The organism is uncultured Pedobacter sp., assembly GCF_913776295.1.
GTDB lineage: Bacteria > Bacteroidota > Bacteroidia > Sphingobacteriales > Sphingobacteriaceae > Pedobacter.
This window is the reverse complement of sequence record NZ_CAJYOJ010000002.1, coordinates 32466-51862: the sequence shown is the minus strand read 5'-3', so window position 1 is coordinate 51862 and position 19397 is coordinate 32466. Positions and strand designations below refer to the sequence as shown.

The window sequence follows — 19397 nt, the reverse complement described above, 5'->3', positions numbered from 1 at the left end:
CGGTAAAGGTGTATGAGTTCTTGTTTTAAGATGTCATTGTAATATTTAAATTTGACCCAATAAAACAAATCTCAGATGACCTTTTCCGAAAAATTACGGGCCCTGCGACAATTAATGTTCGCTCAACAAGTAGATGCTTATATTATTACTGCTTCAGATCCACACATCAGTGAATACTTACCTGCACATTATAAGGCTATTTTGTTCGCTTGTGGATTTACGGGCTCAGCCGGTACGTTGGTTATTACTCAGGATTTTGCAGGCTTATGGACTGATTCGAGATATTTTACACAGGCCGAAGCACAATTGGCGGGCACCGGCTACGAGTTGGTGAGGCTAAAAGTGCCACACACTCCGGAATATATCGGTTGGTTAGCTGAAAAGCTGCCAAAAGGTGCAAAGGTGGGTTTTAACTACGAATTCGTTACTGTGGCATTGGCTCACGACCTGCAGCATAATTTATCCCAGCATGAAATAGAAATCATCAATGTTGATTTTATTGGCAGCATCTGGCAGGATCGGGCGGGGCTACCTGTAGAAAATGCTTTTTTAATCGACGAAGAAGCTGCTGGACTTAGCATTTCGGCAAAAATTAATCAGGTAAGGGCAATATTAAAAAACAATAGCGCTGGTTATCACTTTATTTCATCGCTCGACGACATTGCCTGGTTGTTTAATTTACGTGGACAAGACGTAGATTATAACCCGGTAACTTTAAGTTTTGCTTTGATAACACCCGAAGAGGTAAAACTATTTATAGATAAACAAAAGCTGTCGCAAACAGCTGTCCAAACATTAAATCAGCAGGGGGTAGCGCTGCATTCCTATACTGAAGTAAATGCAGCATTAAAAGAACTACCAGAAGATATACAGATTTTTATCGATCCGAAACGGACCTGTTTCGGCTTGTTTGAATGCCTGCCGAAAGGTGCTAAAATAATCTCAGGTATTAATCCGAGCACACATTTAAAAAGTATAAAGAACGATACCGAAATCAGCCATATCCGTAAAGCCATGTTACATGACGGCGTAGCTTTGACCAGGTTCTTCAAATGGATGGAAGAGCGTTTAGGCAAAGAGCAGATTACTGAATGGTCTGCGGCAGAAAAGTTGGCTTCATTTAGAGCAGAACAAATATCTTTTGTGGGTTTGAGCTTCAATACCATTGCGGGTTACAATGCCAATGGTGCATTACCACATTATAGCGTAACAGCTGAAAGCGATCAGGAAATTTTAGGAGATGGTTTGTTTCTTGTCGATTCAGGAGGTCAGTATTTATACGGTACAACCGATATTACCAGGGTTATGCCAATCGGCAATTGTTCTTCCACCCAGGCTGATGATTATACTTTGGTGCTGAAAGGGTTGATAGAAGGATCCAAACTGATTTTTCCACAAGGAACCAAAGGTTATCAGATCGATTCGGTTTGCAGAAAACCGCTATGGGAACACGCTATCAATTTTGGTCATGGAACCGGGCATGGAATTGGCTTTTTTCTGAACGTACATGAAGGGCCTCAGAGTATTAGTCCGGCTAATATAGATGTAACTATTAAATCAGGCATGGTAACCTCCATAGAACCCGGAATTTATCGCCCCGCGAAACATGGTGTGCGTATTGAAAACCTGGTTTTATGCGTGCCTGCAGGCAGTAGTGAATTTGGTGAATTTCTCACTTTCGAAACCCTGACATTATGTTTTATCGATACGGCTATCATCAACAAAACGCTTTTGGCATCAGACCAGATCGAATGGCTAAATCAATACAACCAAATGGTGTTCGAGCAGTTGCAACCCATGTTGTTCGACGAGGAAGCCAAATGGTTGCAAGGTAAATGCCAGCCTATTTAAAATTTGGCTGAATAAATTTGCTTTTTTAAGGTAGCGCGTTCAATAAATCTCCTAAAATAATGATCACCCTATGCGAGTATCCCTTTTCAGCTGGCAGCCACTCTTATTTTAGTGGGAAGCAATCTTTACGGCAAGGCTATTCCTATTTCATTAAGATTGCTCCGTTTCTCATAATGAAGACCCGTTTTTGTGATAATTTACAGTTTTGAGCCTGTTTTCTTTACGTGTTAATTAATCAGCGTATTTCGCATAATCTGCGGGGCTTAAAATCAGGTTGTACATAATGTTTTAGTTGTCATATGAAGGATAATTTATTGCATAAAATCAATTCAGGCGACATATCAATTTGATCTGGCAATATTCCTCACGGAATCGTCATTCCCAACTTGATTGGTGATCTAGATACAAGCGCGTTAAAGTTAGCATCGCTGAGCCCTTGTGGTTCTCAAATGTCCGGGATCAGATTGCTTTCATCACTATTAGATCCTGTCAGTGGGAGCTTGCAGACAACCGTTGGATAATATAAGCTTAAATGATTACATCTGTGACCAGTCACGCTTCATCTATCTAATTCCTCCATCCGCCTACCGCTTCACGCCAAACTTCTTGTAAATACACCAATTCTTTACCGATTTTGCGCAATTGTTAGCTTCAATGCCCGCTTTGTCTTTTAAATTTTATTTTTGATTCAACTAGGTATATAAATCCTTTTGTCGCGATGATCATCAAATCAAAAAAGAAGATTGCTTTATGCGCAATAACTTTTAAAGCAATATTTTGCTGTATTTTAAGTTTAGTAAGTGTTCAGGTGATTTATGCACAATCACCGTGGCTTGCCTTAGGTAAAAGGCCGTCAACTTTGGGTCTAGAAAATGGTTTTTCAACCTACAATGCCGGTGCCTTTAATCTTAAGCTTGTTAAATCTTCGCAAACCGTGGCAGGGCTCCAGCCTAAAATGGTTAAAGATTTTGATTTTGTACCCAGTGATAGTTTAAAGGTGCGTAGTTCAGATGGCCTGTACCATTTAGGTGATATCAATTTAAGATTACGCTATATCGGAGAAGAAAGCTGGAAAAGTTACAGCACCGCGGCACAACGAAGTCCGGTAAAAAATATCCTAATGGGCAAAAAGATACTCGCTGCTGCTGATCTCGCAGCAACACTTCCATCCGATATTCCGCTACAGGTTAAAAGGATATGGGAAATGGTGAACGGAAAGCTTGTACTGCGCTTTGAACTGAAAAACAAAACCAATAAAAATATAGAAATCGGCGCATTGGGAATTCCGATGATTTTTGACAACATTTTAGAGGGCCGTACATTGGAGCAAACGCATGCCAAAAATGTATTTTATGATCCTTATATCGGTAAAGATGCTGGATATCTGCAGGTTACCCGCTTAAGCGGACATGCGCCTTCTTTATTGGTTGCACCACTTGGAAATACACCATTTGAAGCTTACAACCCGCTGAACGATGATCGGACGCCACGAGGAATTGCTTTTGAAGGCTTTTATGAATGGATGGTGTATAGCAAAGCTTATGCTGAAAACGAATGGAAGCATGCCGAGCAATGGAATACGCCGACTTCAACGGTATTAAAACCAGGCGAAAGTCGTAGTTATGCCCTTCAGTTTATCCTATCGGGTACAGCCAAAGATATTGAAAACAAGCTGATAGAAAACAAGAGACCAGTAGCCATATCGGTTCCAGGTTATGTACTGCCTAAAGATGTAGAAGGAAAACTATTTATCAATTATCCCAAAAAGATTAAAACCATTCAGGTTCAGCCTGAAAATGCTTTGAAAATAGTTGCGGCAGATTTAACCAAAAACGGTTGGAAAAGTTATCTGATAAAGGGCAATACCTGGGGAAGGGCAAGATTATCCATTACTTATGAAGACGGTTTGGAGCAAACTGTCAATTATAAAGTAATCGAAGCGGAGCGTAATGTGATTGCGAGTTACGGAAATTTTTTAACCACCAGGCAATGGTTTAACCAGCCTGATCCTGTTTTTAAAAGAAGTCCAGCGGTGATTACTTATGATAATGAAAAACAACAGCAGGTCATCCAGGATAATCGTGCCTGGATTTCGGGTTTGAGCGATGAAGGTGGTGCAGGTTCGTGGTTAGGTGCCATGATGAAGCAACTGGTGCAACCCAAAAAAGAGGAGGTTGATAAGCTGAAACAATTTGTAGATAGCGTAATGTTTGGACGAATACAACTCAAAAGTGGCCCTCAGAAATATGGCGTAAAAAAGAGTTTGTTTTATTATGCGCCAGACTCTCTTCCTAAAGGTACTTATGAGGCTAACATCAACTTTAAAGTCTGGTCTGCATGGCCAAAAAAAGAAGCAGATAACCTGGGCCGGTCTTATAATTACCCGCATGTTGCGGCAGCCCATTGGGTAATGTACCGGTTGGCACGTAATTACAAGGGCCTTGTAGAAGAACAACAATGGAAACAGCATCTTATTGATGCAGCCGAAACAGGCATGGCGATGGTTAATATTGCACCTTATTATGCTGAGTTCGGCCAAATGGAGGGTACTGTATTCTATCTTATCTTAAACGATCTTAAAAACGAAGGCTTAACCGAAGAAGCTACCCGCTTAGAAAATGAAATGAAAAAGCGGGCCAACCATTGGCGTTCATTACAATATCCATTTGGTAGTGAGATGCCTTGGGATTCTACAGGTCAAGAAGAAGTTTATGTATGGTCGAGTTATTTTGGCTACCAGGATAAAGCCAACGTAACCCTTGATGCTATCCTGGCCTATATGCCTGTACTGCCCCATTGGGCCTACAATGGGAACGCCCGTAGATACTGGGATTTTCTTTATGGAGGTAAACTTTCCCGCATCGAACGTATGATCCACCACTACGGCTCGGCACTTAACGCCATTCCGGTATTGATGGATTATCGTAAAAATCCTGGCGATTTTTACCTTCTGCGTGCCGGCTACGGTGGCTTATTAGGTGGGATTTCTAACATCACTCAGGAAGGTTTTGCTCCGGCAGCATTTCATGCTTACCCTTCAACCTTGAAAAATGACGGTATCACCGGCGATTACGGATCTGGCTTTTTTGGCTATGCGGTTAATACTGCTACCTACATTGTTAAGCATCCTGAGTTTGGCTGGTTAGCTTTCGGAGGTAATCTGAACCAAACTGGCCAGGTAATTAATGTTAAATTGACTACCGCAGCAAAATCATCCGTTTACGTCGCCCCTGCAGGGCTTTGGATCAATTTGGACGCCGGAGCCATTGATGAAGTGGCTTATAACACAGTAAACGGCGAAATTCACTTAAAACTCGCGAAAGCAAATGAATATACGCCAAACGCCTTGCTGAGGTTGTCGCAACCTGCAAAAGTTAATGGAGCTGCTGTTTATTCAGTAAAAAGCAAAGCAATGGAGAAGAGGGGAGGGTACGAATTCCAGCTTTCAAAAGCTCATACTACTGAAATTGTTCTTCAAAAGTAATATTGATCTGTCTTCAATCTACTCCAATCTATCCGTAGAGTTCCGGAAGGCTCTACGGATTTTTAAAATACGGGCAGCGTCTGCCGCTCATTATTCAGTCTTAAAAATCAATAGGATTTTGTAATCCGTAGTGCCGCTGCACTCAACATAAAAGATAGAGTAAGACTAAATCACCAGTCAAAATACTGCTAATTTATTTAATAAGAAAAACTTATTTAAATTCATTATATTTTGATTAACAATGTATTATAAGTATTACATCTCAAATTTATTTATAAGTATTATTTATACTGTTGTAAATCAGTTTATTAATTATATATTGGTATTTTTTATTGATAAAAAAGTGTTTAATAGTTTGTTTCTTATCTTTATAAATAATCTAAATAAATTTTATAATTGTTTAAATAAAAGATTTATATATAATAATTTATAGATTTTATCTTTGAACTATTAATAAACCAAGCGTGGTAAACAGATTTGATATTCTTTTTCGTTAAAATGAAATTTATTGTGACTTTTATGCCACATTAATAGCTTATAATTTGCAGATACCTCCCGTATTTTAGCTATTGTATTTAATTATTATTGAATAAAATTAGCTTTTGGGATATTTGCTTAACGATTAAAAATATGTTTGAAAAGAAAGTTTACCTCCAGAGAAGAGCAACGTTAAAATCAAAGGTAAATTCGGGAATATTACTCTTTTTGGGTAATGAAGAAAGCCCGATGAATTATAAAGATAACACCTACCATTTCAGGCAGGATAGTACCTTTTTATATTATTTTGGTATCAGTGAACCATCTTTAGGTGCCATTATTGATTTGGACGAAGACGAGATCATACTGTTCGGTGACGAAATGGGAATTGATGACATTGTATGGATGGGCCGGCAGAAAACACTTGAAGAAAAGAGTTTGGATGCTGGCCTAACCAAAGTTCTGCCCTATGCAAAACTAAACACTTATGTTAAACAATACTTAGGCAAAAATCGTGAGGTTCATTTCTTACCGCCTTACCGTTCTGAGAATAAAATTAAATTGGCTAACTGGCTTAACCTGTCCATTGATCAACTTAAGGAAAAAGCATCCTTAAGTTTTATTAAGGCGGTAATATCACAACGGTCCGTTAAATCTATTGAAGAAATTGACGAATTGGATCGTGCAGCAGCAATATCTGCTGATATTCATTTAATGGTGATGCAACAGGCAAAACCCGGGATGTATGAGCGCGAACTTGCCGCTAAAATTCAAGGTGCTGCATTGGCTTCCGGTGGTAATCTGGCCTATCCGGTTATTTTAACGGTTCGCGGAGAAATTTTGCATAATCATTATCATGGCAATCAACTCCGGGAAGGGCAACTGGTTTTAAACGATTCTGGTGTAGAAACTGCTTTGGGTTATGCGGGCGATCTTACACGTACTTTTCCGGTAGGTAAGAAATTTACTGCAGAGCAAAAAGACGTTTATGATATTGTATTGAATGCTTATACACATGGCAAAGATCTGTTGGCGCCGGGTGTAAGGTATTTAGATGTGCATCTGGTCTCTTGTAAAATGCTGGCACAGGGCTTAAAGGATATTGGTTTGATGAAAGGTAATATAGATGATGCCGTACAGGCGGGTGCGCATGCCATGTTCTTTCAATGCGGAACCGGACATATGATGGGCCTGGATGTACACGATATGGAAGATCTAGGTGAGCAATACGTAGGCTATACGGATGAGCTGACTAAAAATACCACTCAGTTTGGGCTAAAATCTCTAAGATTGGGCAAAGCGCTGGAAACCGGTTATGTATTAACGGTAGAACCAGGTGTTTATATCATTCCGGAACTGATAGATCGCTGGAAAGCCGCCAACCAGTTTGCCGAATTTATTAACTATGATAAACTGGAGCAGTTTAGAAACTTTAGCGGCATCAGGGTTGAAGATGATTTCCTGATAACCGAAAACGGAAGCAGAATGTTGGGAAAACATTTGGCCATTACTACGGAAGAAATAGAATCCATTAGAAGTGAAGCTTATTAGTAATAAAATTTAGTTGTCGTGATCTTCTGAGTTTATCTGCTGATGTGATCGTCATGCTGAACTTCCGCCCGGCCGTTCGGACGGGTGTTTCAGCATCCATCTCACTAGATAGACCTTGATATAAATTACCTTCGGTGAGCTCGTTTGAGGCTCGGTTTACTGTGTAGCTTTCCGCTGCACTACAGGTCAGGGGTGACGACAGCGAGTTTGAAATAACTACTGAAGATCTTTGAAATGTATGTTATTAATCGAGTTTGTGCTATCGGGATTATTTTTTATCTTATTAACCAATATTTTGTTTTGGAGCGCAGGGGCTTTCACTTTTTTTAAAAGGAGGTTCCTGCCATCCGCTTTATTCCGATGCTAATTTCAGTGCCGATTTATCGGTAAAGGATCGGAATGCCGGCTCCTGTCAGGGCTAAAAACGCAGGCTGATGCACGTGATAGAAACGGGCTGTTTAGTATAAACCCAGGTTAACTAAACCCCCGCCTGCAACGGACAGGTGATAGAACGGATGCTCCCGATTCTTCATCGGAGCAGGAAGGATAGCAGGGCTGCCGTAACCGATGAAAAGCTGAAAGTGCTTTTCAAATTAAGCATACGCTATTGCAACATAATAACTAGCAAAAAATATGAAAAAAATAACCTCCTTAACCCTACTTTTCTCAACATTTAGCATACTGCTATTTGCGCAGTCACCAACAAAAGTTTATACTTTCGCCGATACTTTAAGGGGAAGCCTAAATGCCGAACGGAACTGGTGGGATGTACAGCGTTACGAACTCGCTGTTAAGCCTGATTATAATGATAAAAGCATAAGCGGCTCTAATAAAATCGTTTATAAAGTAGTGCAGCACAATAATGGTAATACCCGCATGCAGATCGATTTGCAGGAACCCTTAATTATTGATAGTGTTGTATATAATGACGGTTCAAAGTTAAAATTTGAGCATGTTGGCAGTGTATGGTATTTACATGTACCGGCACAGAAACTGTCGGCATTAAACAATGTGCATATTTTTTACCATGGAAAAGTGCATCAGGCCAAAAAGGCACCCTGGGATGGTGGTTTCATTTTTACTACCGACTCGCTTTCCCGTCCATGGATGACCGTAGCCTGTCAGGGCCTGGGGGCTTCTATTTGGTATCCTAATAAAGATCATCAAAGCGATGAACCAAATCTAGGTGCTTCTTTAACTATGACTGTTCCGGATACCCTGGTGGCCGTGGGTAATGGCCGCCTGGTTTTTAAAAAAGATAACCAGGATGGCACCACAACCTATCAATACAATGTAAAAAACCCGATCAGTAATTATTGTATTATCCCTTATATTGGCAAATACGTAAATTTCAAGGAAAAATACGCAGGAGAGAAGGGTGCACTTGATGTAAATTATTGGGTGCTTGATTACAATTACGCCAAGGCGAAAACCTATATGCCCGATCAGGTTCATAAAATGATGAAAAGTATGGAGTACTGGTTTGGAGCTTATCCTTTTTATGAAGACGGTTATCAGTTGATCGATGCTTCGCATTCTGGTATGGAACATCAATCGGCAGTTTCTTATGGCAATGGATATAAGTTTGGTTACAGAGGTAGAGATATGTCGGGCAACGGTTGGGGGCTGAAATGGGATTTTATCATCATTCATGAAAGCGGACACGAATGGTTTGGCAACAACATTACCAGTAACGATCTGGCCGATATGTGGGTGCACGAAGGATTTACGAACTACAGCGAAACACTTTTTGTAGATTATACTTTTGGCACCAAAGCTGGAAATGAATACAATTTCGGCATTAGAAAAGGTATCAGAAATGATGTTCCTATTATTCCACCTTATGGTGTAAATGCGCAAGGCAGTGGCGATATGTATCCGAAAGGGGGTAACATGCTGCATTCCATCCGGCATAGTTTAAATAACGACCAGCTTTTTAGGTCTATATTACGCGGCCTGAACCAAACCTTCTATCATCAAACGGTAACAACTGCACAGATTGAAAATTATATTTCCAAAAAAGCGGGTTTTAATTTTTCAAAGGTTTTTGATCAATATCTACGTACGGTGCAAATTCCCGTTTTTGAATATTATCTTAAAAATGGTAAAGCTTTTTACCGGTATAGCAACTGTGTCAATGGGTTCAATTTGCCTTTAACGCTGAAAAAAGAAGGTGTTAAAATACTTAAAATTGTGCCTTCACAAAACTGGCAGCAGGTTACTTTGGCCAAAGGGCAGGATACACTTTTTACAAAGGAGGATATTGAATTTATGTATTACCTCCAGGTGAAAAACATCAGATAAATTATTGTAAAATTGGATCGATAGTAGCTTTTTCTATCTGACTGATTCAGAGGTGTTCTTGTTGGCGATAGCATCTTTTTTACTGATGTATGGTTCACTTTTAACACATGGATTTTGCTTTTTCAGGTCAGATTTGTCGGTTCGATTGGCGTATTTACGACCAATATCGGTTAAAATCCAACAATATTGCTGCTTAGTGATTACCTAACTTTGAATATCTTTTATAGGCATTTATTACCGGTAACTGAATAGATGATGTCTGCCAGTGGATCTCAGCTTATGGGAAAATGGCCGGACAAATTTTTAAAAATATTTATAAACATAACATTACAATGAGTATCAAATGGACTGGGGTTTTCCCGGCTGTAACCACTAAATTTACAGCAAACGATGAGTTAGATTTTCCGGCTTTCGATTTAAATATCGAAGCACAACTAGAAGCAGGTGCTGAAGGAATTATATTAGGTGGATCGCTTGGCGAAGCCAGTGTACTAACTGATGAAGAAAAATTTGGTTTGTTATCACACACCTTAACCGTGGTAAATGGCCGGGTACCGGTTTTATTGAACATTGCAGAATCGACTACAAAAAAAGCAATTGAAGTGGCTAAAAAAGCTGAATCGCTTGGTGCGCAGGGATTAATGTTGTTACCGCCAATGCGCTATAATGCAGCTCCGGATGAAACTTTAGCCTTTTTTGGAGCTATTGCAGAAAGCACAAGCTTGCCGATCATGATTTATAACAATCCTGTTGATTATAAAATTGAAGTAACCCTGGATATGTTCGAGGTTTTAACCAAATACGATAACATTCAGGCGATTAAAGAATCAACAAGAGATGTATCAAATGTAACGAGATTAATCAACCGTTTTGGTGACCGTTTCAAAATCTTTACCGGAGTAGATCCATTAGCGATGGAAAGCATTGTGATGGGGGCACACGGTTGGGTTGCAGGTTTAGTGGATGCTTTCCCAAGAGAAACTGTTGCTATTTTCAGACTGGTTAAAGAAAACCGCATTGCGGAAGCGTTAAAAATTTACCGTTGGTTTTTACCAGTGCTTGAATTGGACATTCACGCAAAATTGGTACAATATATTAAACTGGCAGAGGTTGCAACCGGATTAGGAACCGAAGCTGTTCGTGCACCACGTTTGCCATTAAGCGGTGCCGAAAGAGAAAAAGTGTTGAAAATTATTAATGATGCACTAGCTGTTCGCCCGGAATTACCTGCAGGTAGCTGGGGCAAATAGTTTAAAAACCAAATATGAACGGAAAAAATATTGTAGCCAGTACTTATATTGAAGTTAATGAAGGAAGCCTTAAAGCTGTTAATCCCGCAACGGGATTAACGCTTGACGGTGAATTTTTTAAAGCTAACGAAAAACTGGTTGATGATGCCTTAACAGCAGCAACATCGGCTTTCCAAAGCTATAGAAACCTAAACAAAGATATTAAAGCCACTTTTTTAAATGCCGTTGCCGATGAAATTGCTAATCTTGGCGAGGAGTTGGTCAACAGGGCTTCTGCAGAAAGTGGCTTACCTTTAGCCCGTTTACAAGGCGAGTTGGGCAGAACAACCGGACAGTTAAGGTTGTTTGCCAACTTAGTAGCTGAAGGCTCGTGGGTTGATGCCATTATTGATACGGCATTGCCTGATAGACAACCGTTGCCCAGACCAGATATCAGGAGAATGCTGATCCCCATCGGACCAGTAGTGGTTTTCGGGGCAAGTAATTTTCCGCTTGCATTTTCTGTTGCAGGCGGCGATACCGCATCAGCACTAGCTTCTGGTTGTCCGGTGGTAGTTAAAGCCCATCCTGCACATTATGGAACCAGTGCTTTGGTAGGAGGTGCCATTGTTAAGGCTGCAGAAAAAACGGGAATGCCTAAAGGTGTTTTCTCTTTGCTGTATGACGATGGTTATAGCATTGGCGCCGGCCTTGTTCAACACCCTTTAACCAAAGCGGTAACTTTTACAGGTTCTTTTAAGGGCGGCATGTCGTTAATTAATCTGGCTCAACAGCGCGAACAGCCTATCCCGGTTTTTGCCGAAATGGGCAGTATCAATCCGGTAATTTTTCTTCCGTTGGCCATAGAAAACCAGGCAGAAGAGCTGGCCAAAAAATATGCTGCATCTATAACCTTGGGGGCGGGGCAGTTTTGTACCAACCCAGGCTTATTATTGGCCGTACAATCGCCGGCACTCGAAAATTTTAAAGCCGCGTTAAAAGAGGCCATTTCAACTGTTCCATCTGCAACCATGCTTACCGAAGGTATTGCCAATAATTATGGTAAACTTTCTGCTGAAGTGGTAAACGAAGACGGTGTTGTACTTTTATCGGCATCAACGGTGAAAAATACAGAACTTCAAAATCAATCAGAGGCAAAAATAGCTCAGGTAAGTGCCAGCGATTTTATTAAAAATCCAAAACTTCGTGAAGAAATTTTTGGCCCATACTCGTTATTGGTTGTTGCCCGCGATTATGCTGAACTGGAGCAAGCCATTGAAGTGCTGGAAGGTCAACTTACCGTTACCTTAATGGCCGAAAAGCAAGAGCTTAAGCACTACCAGGCTTTGGTAAGCAAATTAACCGATAAAACCGGAAGAATTATATTGAATGGTGTGCCTACCGGTGTAGAAGTTTGTGCAGCCATGCAACATGGCGGGCCATTTCCGGCAACCAACGATAGCCGTTTTACTTCTGTTGGCTCAACAGCCATTAACCGTTTTGTCAGGCCTTTGGCTTATCAGGATTGGGAACAGGAATTATTGCCTGATGAATTGAAAGATGGCAATCCACTGGGTATTTTCAGAATGGTCAATCAAAAATTAACGAATTCCCATGAGTAAAACTTTTTTTTGTGTAGATGCACATACCTGCGGAAATCCGGTAAGGTTAGTGGCTGGTGGAGGGCCTCAGCTTATTGGCTCGAACATGAGCGAAAAACGCCAGCATTTTCTGAAAGAGTTTGATTGGATCAGGAAAGGTTTGATGTTCGAACCACGGGGACATGATATGATGTCGGGTAGTATTTTATATCCACCTCACGATCCCGCCAATGACGTAGCGGTGCTTTTTATCGAGACCAGTGGCTGTCTCCCAATGTGTGGTCACGGCACCATCGGTACCATCACCATTGCTATCGAAGAAGGACTCATCCAACCGAAAATACCAGGGCAGATCAGAATGGAAGCGCCAGCAGGACTGGTACTAATTGAGTACAAGCAGGAAGGAAAAAAGGTAAAGTCTGTTAAGCTGAAAAATGTGGCATCTTATCTGGCTGCTGAAAATCTTCAGGTTGAATGCCCTGATTTGGGTACGCTTACTTTTGATGTAGCTTATGGTGGCAATTTCTACGCCATCGTAGATCCGCAGGAAAATTTTCCGGGTTTGGAAAACTATACAGCTTCGCAACTGATTAACTGGAGCCAGATCATCAGAAAACGGATTAACGAACTTTACAGCTTTGTTCATCCACAAAACCCAACGATAAACGGATGTAGCCACATCTTGTGGACGGGGAAAACCCTTGATCCTACATCAACGGCCAGGAATGCGGTTTTTTATGGTGACAAAGCGATTGATCGTTCGCCATGCGGAACAGGTACCTCAGCCCGTTTGGCACAATGGTTTGCCAAAGGAAAACTAAAACAGGGAGAGGATTTTATCCATGAAAGTTTTATTGGCAGCAAGTTTATCGGAAAAGTAGAAGAAGTGGTAGACCTGAACGGAATCCAGGCCATTATACCTAGTGTTGAAGGATGGGCAAAAGTTTATGGCTATAATACCATTAAAATTGATCCTGAAGATGATCCGTATGCATATGGGTTTCAGGTGATTTAAGAGGTTTTGTAAAAAAAAAAGAATATCAGTAGTATAAATAAAAAGCATGTCGAAAGTATTAATTATAGGTGGTGGAATAGTGGGGCTAACGTCAGCATACTATTTGCAAAAAAGGGGCTACGAAGTAACAATTTTGGATAAGGGAGATATTACCGATAACTGTTCATTTGGTAATGCAGGGATGATTGTGCCGAGCCATTTTGTTCCTTTGGCAGCACCGGGGATGATACAGCAGGGTATCCGTTGGATGTTCGATAGCAAAAGCCCTTTTTATGTTCGCCCTTCTCTAAATGCAAACCTCATTAGTTGGGGCTTAAAATTTATGAAATATGCCACTGCAAAACATGTAAACCAGGCGGCGGTGCCGTTACGTGATTTATCTTTACTGAGCAAAAAACTATATGAAGGCCTGGCCAAAGAGCCTGATTTCGATTTTGAATTAACCAAAAACGGCATTCTGGCATTTTATAAAACCGAAAAAGCAGCGGAAGAAGAGGCGCATTTAGCTGCAAAGGCAATAGAACTTGGCCTGGACATGGCTGTACTAACCGCCGATGAATGCCGTGCTTTACAGCCAGATTTGAAATTAGATGTTTTGGGAGCGGTACATTATCGTTGCGATGCGCACCTGTATCCGACAAAACTGATGAATGCTTTACTGACGTATCTTGTAAACAATGGTGTTAATATTGTACGTAACAAAGAAGTGGATAAAATTGAAACCTCAGGTAACCGCATTACAAAGGTTTTTACCGGCAACACCGCTTGGGAGGCAGATGAGTATATTTTAGCGGCTGGTTCCTGGTCGCCGGCAATAGCCAAAATGGCTGATGCTAAAATATCTTTAATGCCCGGTAAAGGCTACTCTTTTATGGAACCTGAACCTCAACAGCGCTTAACCATTCCGGCATTACTATGCGAAGCCAGGGTGGCCATCACACCAATGAATGGACAGCTGAGGTACGGCGGAACAATGGAGTTAGATAAGATTAATACCCGTATCAATATGAAAAGGGTTAAAGGGATAGTAGAATCGGTTCCGGCATATTTCCCTGATTTAAAACCGGCAGTCCCTACAGAAAAAGATATCTGGTATGGTTTCCGTCCTTCATCCCCTGATGGTTTGCCATATATTGGCAGATGCAAAAAAAGAGAAAACCTGATCATTGCAACCGGCCACGGCATGATGGGGTTAAGTTTAGGACCTGCAACAGGTTTGTTGGTCAGCCAGATTGTTTCTGGCATAGCAACTGATATCAATATGCAGCCATACGCATTGGTTCGATAATTCAATTAATAAATCCTAAAGCTGGTCCGGATTCGTAATCCGGACCATCAGATCCCCTGGGCGATTTTTGATAATCCGGCTTTTTTGATCCCGTCTTAAATTCATCCAGTCTACACATCTTTAAGAACTCCTTTTCTACTCCAGCTTTTCCTGTAAAATATGGCCTTATAATCTTAATAACTAGAATAATAGTGGTTATTAGACAGGCATATTATTCTTAAAATCCGTCATATTTTATCAGATTATAGCACTATTTTAACCTTATAAGGAATATATTGGTTTATTTGAGTTAATATTCATATATTCAATTCATAATCACCAACCAAACTTAACTAACTGGATTATGAAAGTATTACCATTTACCATGCTTGTTCCCGATGATAAAAGTGTGATATCGGAACAAATTGAATCGCCTTATTTTTATCAATACCTGCACCGCCACGATGAATGGCAGATTACGTATGTAGAAAAAGGAGAGGGGACGTTAATTGCGGGAAATGATATGCATGCCTTCCGGCCAGGAGATGTTTTTTTAATTGGAGCCAAACTTCCCCATCTATTTAAAAGCAATCCCGAGTATTTCTCAATGGATAGCAGTAAAACCATTAAAGCTTGTTCTATTTACTTTAATCCGAATGGTATTTTAGCTGCTTTATTTAATCTTCCTGAAATGAAGCTGGCCAGTGCGTTTTTAGCTAAAAATAAGCATGGTTTCAAAGTTCCGTCGGCATTTGCTAAAAATATAGTAAGCAAAATGCTTAATGTGCACCAGGCAGCGGGGGTTGATGTATTGTTTAACTTTCTAAAACTGGTTAACAGTCTTCAGGATTTAAATGAAAATGTGGAACCGTTATGTTCCGATATGTACTCCTCTAACGTAACGGAAAATGAAGGGATGCGTTTAAGTAAAATCATCAACTTCATCACCGAAAACTATAATAGTCAGATTTCATTAGAAGATGTAGCCAATGCTGCGTTTATGACACCTCAGGCTTTTTGCCGGTATTTCAAAAAACATACCGGCCATACTTTCGTTTCCTTTTTAAATGAAGTAAGAATCAATGATGCCTGCAAAAGTCTGATATCAGGAGAAAAAGCAGATTGTATTTCAGGCGTAGCCTATAAAGCTGGTTTTAACAGCATTACCAATTTTAACCGGGTGTTTAAAAGCATTATCGGCCAATCACCAAGGGCGTATATCGATACCTATAATAGTGTGAGCCGCGTGAATTACATCGGCGCTTAAGCAGCAGTTATTTTTATAAAAAGTTAACCATTTTTTCAAATGGAGGCAAATGCTATTGCCTGTTTTTAACCGAACCACATGCAAAACAAATTAAACTTTTTTGCCTTTTTGTTATTGGCGGGCCTGTTATCTGGTCATCGTGTATCTGCCCAAAATTCAAATGAAAGTCTGTACGAACAAACCAGCGAAGTGGGTACGCTGATTGTAGGTTATGAAAGGGATGTTGATGCCATTAACGATTTTTACTATCCTTATTCCACCGGAGGTACCTATTCCTATCCGATGGCGACTTTTAAAAGTCCGGTGCAAAGAAAACGTCTGCAGGATCTCAATAACAATTACTTAAGCCAGTTAAAAACTGCCCCGTTTGACAACTTTAGCATTTATGGCAAGGTAGATTATATTCTCCTTAAAAAAGAGATCGAATCGTCAGTATGGCTTTTAAATAAAGAAGAAGCAGATTATAATGCCTTATCAAAGTATTTTACTTTTGCCGATGCGATTTATGCGCTCGAAAACCTTAGAAGAAGAGGTACTTATAAAGATGGTGCTTTGTTGGCAGCAGGGATAGAAAAAATTGCAAAACAAGTTGATTCCCTAAGTGTAAATTTCAAAAAAGGTATACTAAAACCAGATCAGCTTAAAATGGCAGCGGCCATTTCCCAGAGTTTGAAACACCGTTTAAAAGGCTTCTACCAGTTTTATATGGATTACGAGCCGGGTTTTACCTGGTGGGTACCTAAACCTTATGAGAAGTTAGACCTGGCCTTAACCAGTTATGCTAAACTTTTTACCGACGATGGGAATGCTGTTCTTACAGTAAAATCAAATAAATCAGAAATCAAAGGAAACCCCATTGGCAGGGAAGAACTCATCAGGCAATTAAATGCTGAGCTGATTCCCTATACGCCAGAAGAATTGATCAAAATTGCCGAAAAAGAATTTAAGTTTTGCGATGAAGAGCTTTTAAAAGCATCAGCGGCTATGGGTTACGGCAATGACTGGAAAAAAGCACAGGAAAAAATCAAAAATAGCTACGTGCCTTTGGGTAAACAGCCAGAATTGATTGTAAAATTACAAGATGATGCTTTGAATTTTATTAAAGCTAACGATCTGATCAATATTCCGGCGCTTGCCGAAGAAACCTGGGGAATGGTGATGATGTCGGCCGAAAGGCAATTGGTAAATCCGTTTTTTACCGGTGGACGTGAAATCAGCATTTCCTATCCAACCAATACGATGGAGGAAGATGATAAGCTGATGAGTATGCGGGGTAACAATCCCTATTTTTCAAGAGGAACGGTACAACATGAACTCTTACCCGGTCACCATTATCAGTATTTTATGAATAGCCGTTACAGAAGCTACCGTGATCCTTTTCAAACCCCTTTTAGCATAGAAGGCTGGCCTCTGTATTGGGAACTTCTGCTCTACGATAAAGGCTTTGCCAAAACACCAGAGGAAAAAATGGGCATGCTCTTCTGGCGGATGCACCGTTGTGCCAGGATTCTATTTTCGCTAAACTTCCACCTGGGAAAATGGACCCCTCAGCAGTGTGTTGACTTCTTGGTCGACCGTGTAGGGCATGAACGGGCCAATGCAGAAGGAGAAGTACGCCGATCTTTTAAAGGCGATTATAGTCCATTGTATCAGGTGGCTTACCTTACCGGCGGCCTTCAGCTCTTTGCACTTAAAAAAGAACTGGTAGATAGTGGCAAAATGAGTTTTAAGGATTTTCATGATGCCATCATCAAACAAAACCTTATTCCCGTGGAGATGATCAGGGCTACCTTAACCAACCAGCCCCTAACCCGCGATTTCAAAACCTCATGGCATTTTTACGATATGCTTAGGTAAATAAACCCAACAACCAACCCCCGAAACACCAAACAAACTTAACATGACTGAAAAAGAAACCACACAATTTAAACCCTCGCTTAAACTGATGGATGCAACGATGCTTGTAGCCGGAAGTATGATCGGTTCGGGTATTTTTATTGTAAGTGCAGATATTACCCGAAACGTAGGCAGCGCGGGCTGGCTATTGGTGGTTTGGCTGATTACTGGCTTTATGACGCTCACTGCCGCACTAAGTTATGGCGAATTGAGCGCCATGTTCCCGAAAGCAGGTGGACAGTATATTTATCTGAAGGAGGCATACAACCCGCTGATCAGTTTCTTATACGGCTGGAGTTTTTTTACCGTAATCCAAACGGCAACCATTGCCGCGGTAGGTGTGGCATTTGCCAAATTTACGGCTTACCTCCTGCCTGCCTTTAGTGAAGATCTGGTTGCCATTGATTTAGGCTTTTTTACCATCTCACCAGCACAGCTATTGGCTATTGGTGTAATTGTTTTACTTACCTACATCAATAATAGGGGCGTAAATGGCGGTAAAGTCATTCAAACTACGTTTACCGTGGCCAAACTGTTAAGTCTGTTTGGTCTGATTGCTTTTGGACTGTTCTTTCTAAACAAGGGAATCTGGAAAACCAATTGGGAGAATATGTGGGTTTTAGGACCACTTTCTGCCGATGGAAGTATTGGTTCTTATACTACTTTTGCTGCCTTTGGCGCCATTGCTGCCGCGATGGTCGGTTCGATATTTAGCAGCGATTCCTGGCATAACGTAACGTTTATCGCGGGCGAAATTAAAAACCCTGCACGCAATATTGGTTTAAGTCTTGCACTGGGAACCATTATCGTTACGGTACTTTACCTTCTCACCAATGTGATGTATACCGGCGTACTTTCATTAAATGAAATCGCCCATGCAGATAAAGACCGGGTGGCCGTTTCTGCTGCCAATTATATTTTTGGTACTGCCGGTACTTTCATTATTGCCTTAATGATTATGGTTTCAACCTTCGGTTGTAACAACGGTTTAATTATGGCAGGTGCCAGGGTGTATTACTCGATGGCCAAAGATGGCCTTTTCTTTAAAAAAGTGGGTACACTGAATAAAAATGCTGTTCCGGGATTTGGATTGTGGATACAGTGTGTTTTTGCTTGTTTGTGGTGCATTAGCGGAAAATATGGCGACCTGCTGGATATGATCTCTTTTGTAGTGGTAATGTTTTACATGCTTACCATTTTTGGGATTTTTATTCTCCGTAAGAAACGTCCCCATGCCAACAGACCTTACAAAGCCTTTGGTTACCCGGTACTACCCATCATCTATATTATTATGGGCCTTGCTTTTTGCATACTGCTGATCATTTTTAAACCAAGGTTTACATGGCCTGGCTTAATTATCACTTTAACAGGGATCCCGGTTTATTTCCTGATTAAAGTCGGTGTAGCCAGTCAGGAGCTTGAAAAAAAAGATCCGGTTGACGTAAAGAGTTAAAA

11 protein-coding genes are annotated in these 19397 nt (G+C 40.7%); all 11 read left to right on the top strand.

Annotation, left to right across the window (positions count from 1 at the left end; translation table 11 throughout):
• Positions 1–75 precede the first annotated feature (75 nt).
• The 11 genes from QZ738_RS00220 to QZ738_RS00170 all read left to right on the top strand — a co-directional run bounded on the left by QZ738_RS00220 (position 76) and on the right by QZ738_RS00170 (position 19395).
• Complete coding sequence (locus QZ738_RS00220) at positions 76–1851, top strand: aminopeptidase P family protein (RefSeq protein ID WP_293782760.1); 1776 nt, start codon at positions 76–78, stop codon at positions 1849–1851.
• A 718-nt stretch (positions 1852–2569) separates the two neighbouring features.
• Positions 2570–5335 carry a DUF5695 domain-containing protein gene (locus tag QZ738_RS00215; RefSeq protein WP_293782759.1) on the top strand — a complete coding sequence of 922 codons (2766 nt, stop codon included), beginning with the start codon at positions 2570–2572 and terminating at the stop codon, positions 5333–5335.
• A 630-nt stretch (positions 5336–5965) separates the two neighbouring features.
• Positions 5966–7363, top strand: a complete 1398-nt coding sequence (locus QZ738_RS00210; protein ID WP_293782758.1) for an aminopeptidase P family protein — start codon at positions 5966–5968, stop codon at positions 7361–7363.
• A 633-nt stretch (positions 7364–7996) separates the two neighbouring features.
• Entirely contained in the window at positions 7997–9667 is a 1671-nt protein-coding gene (locus tag QZ738_RS00205; protein ID WP_293782756.1) for a M1 family metallopeptidase, read from the top strand.
• Between the two features lie 332 nt (positions 9668–9999).
• Positions 10000–10917 carry a dihydrodipicolinate synthase family protein gene (locus tag QZ738_RS00200; RefSeq protein WP_293782754.1) on the top strand — a complete coding sequence of 306 codons (918 nt, stop codon included), beginning with the start codon at positions 10000–10002 and terminating at the stop codon, positions 10915–10917.
• A gap of 14 nt (positions 10918–10931) precedes the next feature.
• Complete coding sequence (locus QZ738_RS00195) at positions 10932–12518, top strand: aldehyde dehydrogenase (NADP(+)) (protein WP_293782751.1); 1587 nt, start codon at positions 10932–10934, stop codon at positions 12516–12518.
• A complete protein-coding gene (locus QZ738_RS00190) occupies positions 12511–13512 on the top strand; it encodes a 4-hydroxyproline epimerase (protein WP_293782748.1) in 1002 nt (333 codons plus the stop codon). The genes QZ738_RS00195 and QZ738_RS00190 overlap by 8 nt, the downstream gene beginning before the upstream one ends.
• Positions 13513–13558: 46 nt before the next feature.
• Positions 13559–14800 carry an FAD-binding oxidoreductase gene (locus tag QZ738_RS00185; protein WP_293782745.1) on the top strand — a complete coding sequence of 414 codons (1242 nt, stop codon included), beginning with the start codon at positions 13559–13561 and terminating at the stop codon, positions 14798–14800.
• Positions 14801–15143: 343 nt separating this feature from the next.
• Positions 15144–16046, top strand: a complete 903-nt coding sequence (locus QZ738_RS00180; RefSeq protein WP_293782742.1) for an AraC family transcriptional regulator — start codon at positions 15144–15146, stop codon at positions 16044–16046.
• 78 nt (positions 16047–16124) lie between these two features.
• The gene (locus tag QZ738_RS00175) at positions 16125–17903 is read left to right on the top strand and encodes a DUF885 family protein (RefSeq protein WP_293782740.1); all 1779 of its coding nucleotides are present in this window, start codon (positions 16125–16127) and stop codon (positions 17901–17903) included.
• Between the two features lie 43 nt (positions 17904–17946).
• The gene (locus QZ738_RS00170; RefSeq protein ID WP_293782737.1) at positions 17947–19395 is read left to right on the top strand and encodes an APC family permease; all 1449 of its coding nucleotides are present in this window, start codon (positions 17947–17949) and stop codon (positions 19393–19395) included.
• The last annotated feature ends 2 nt before the right edge of the window (positions 19396–19397 follow it).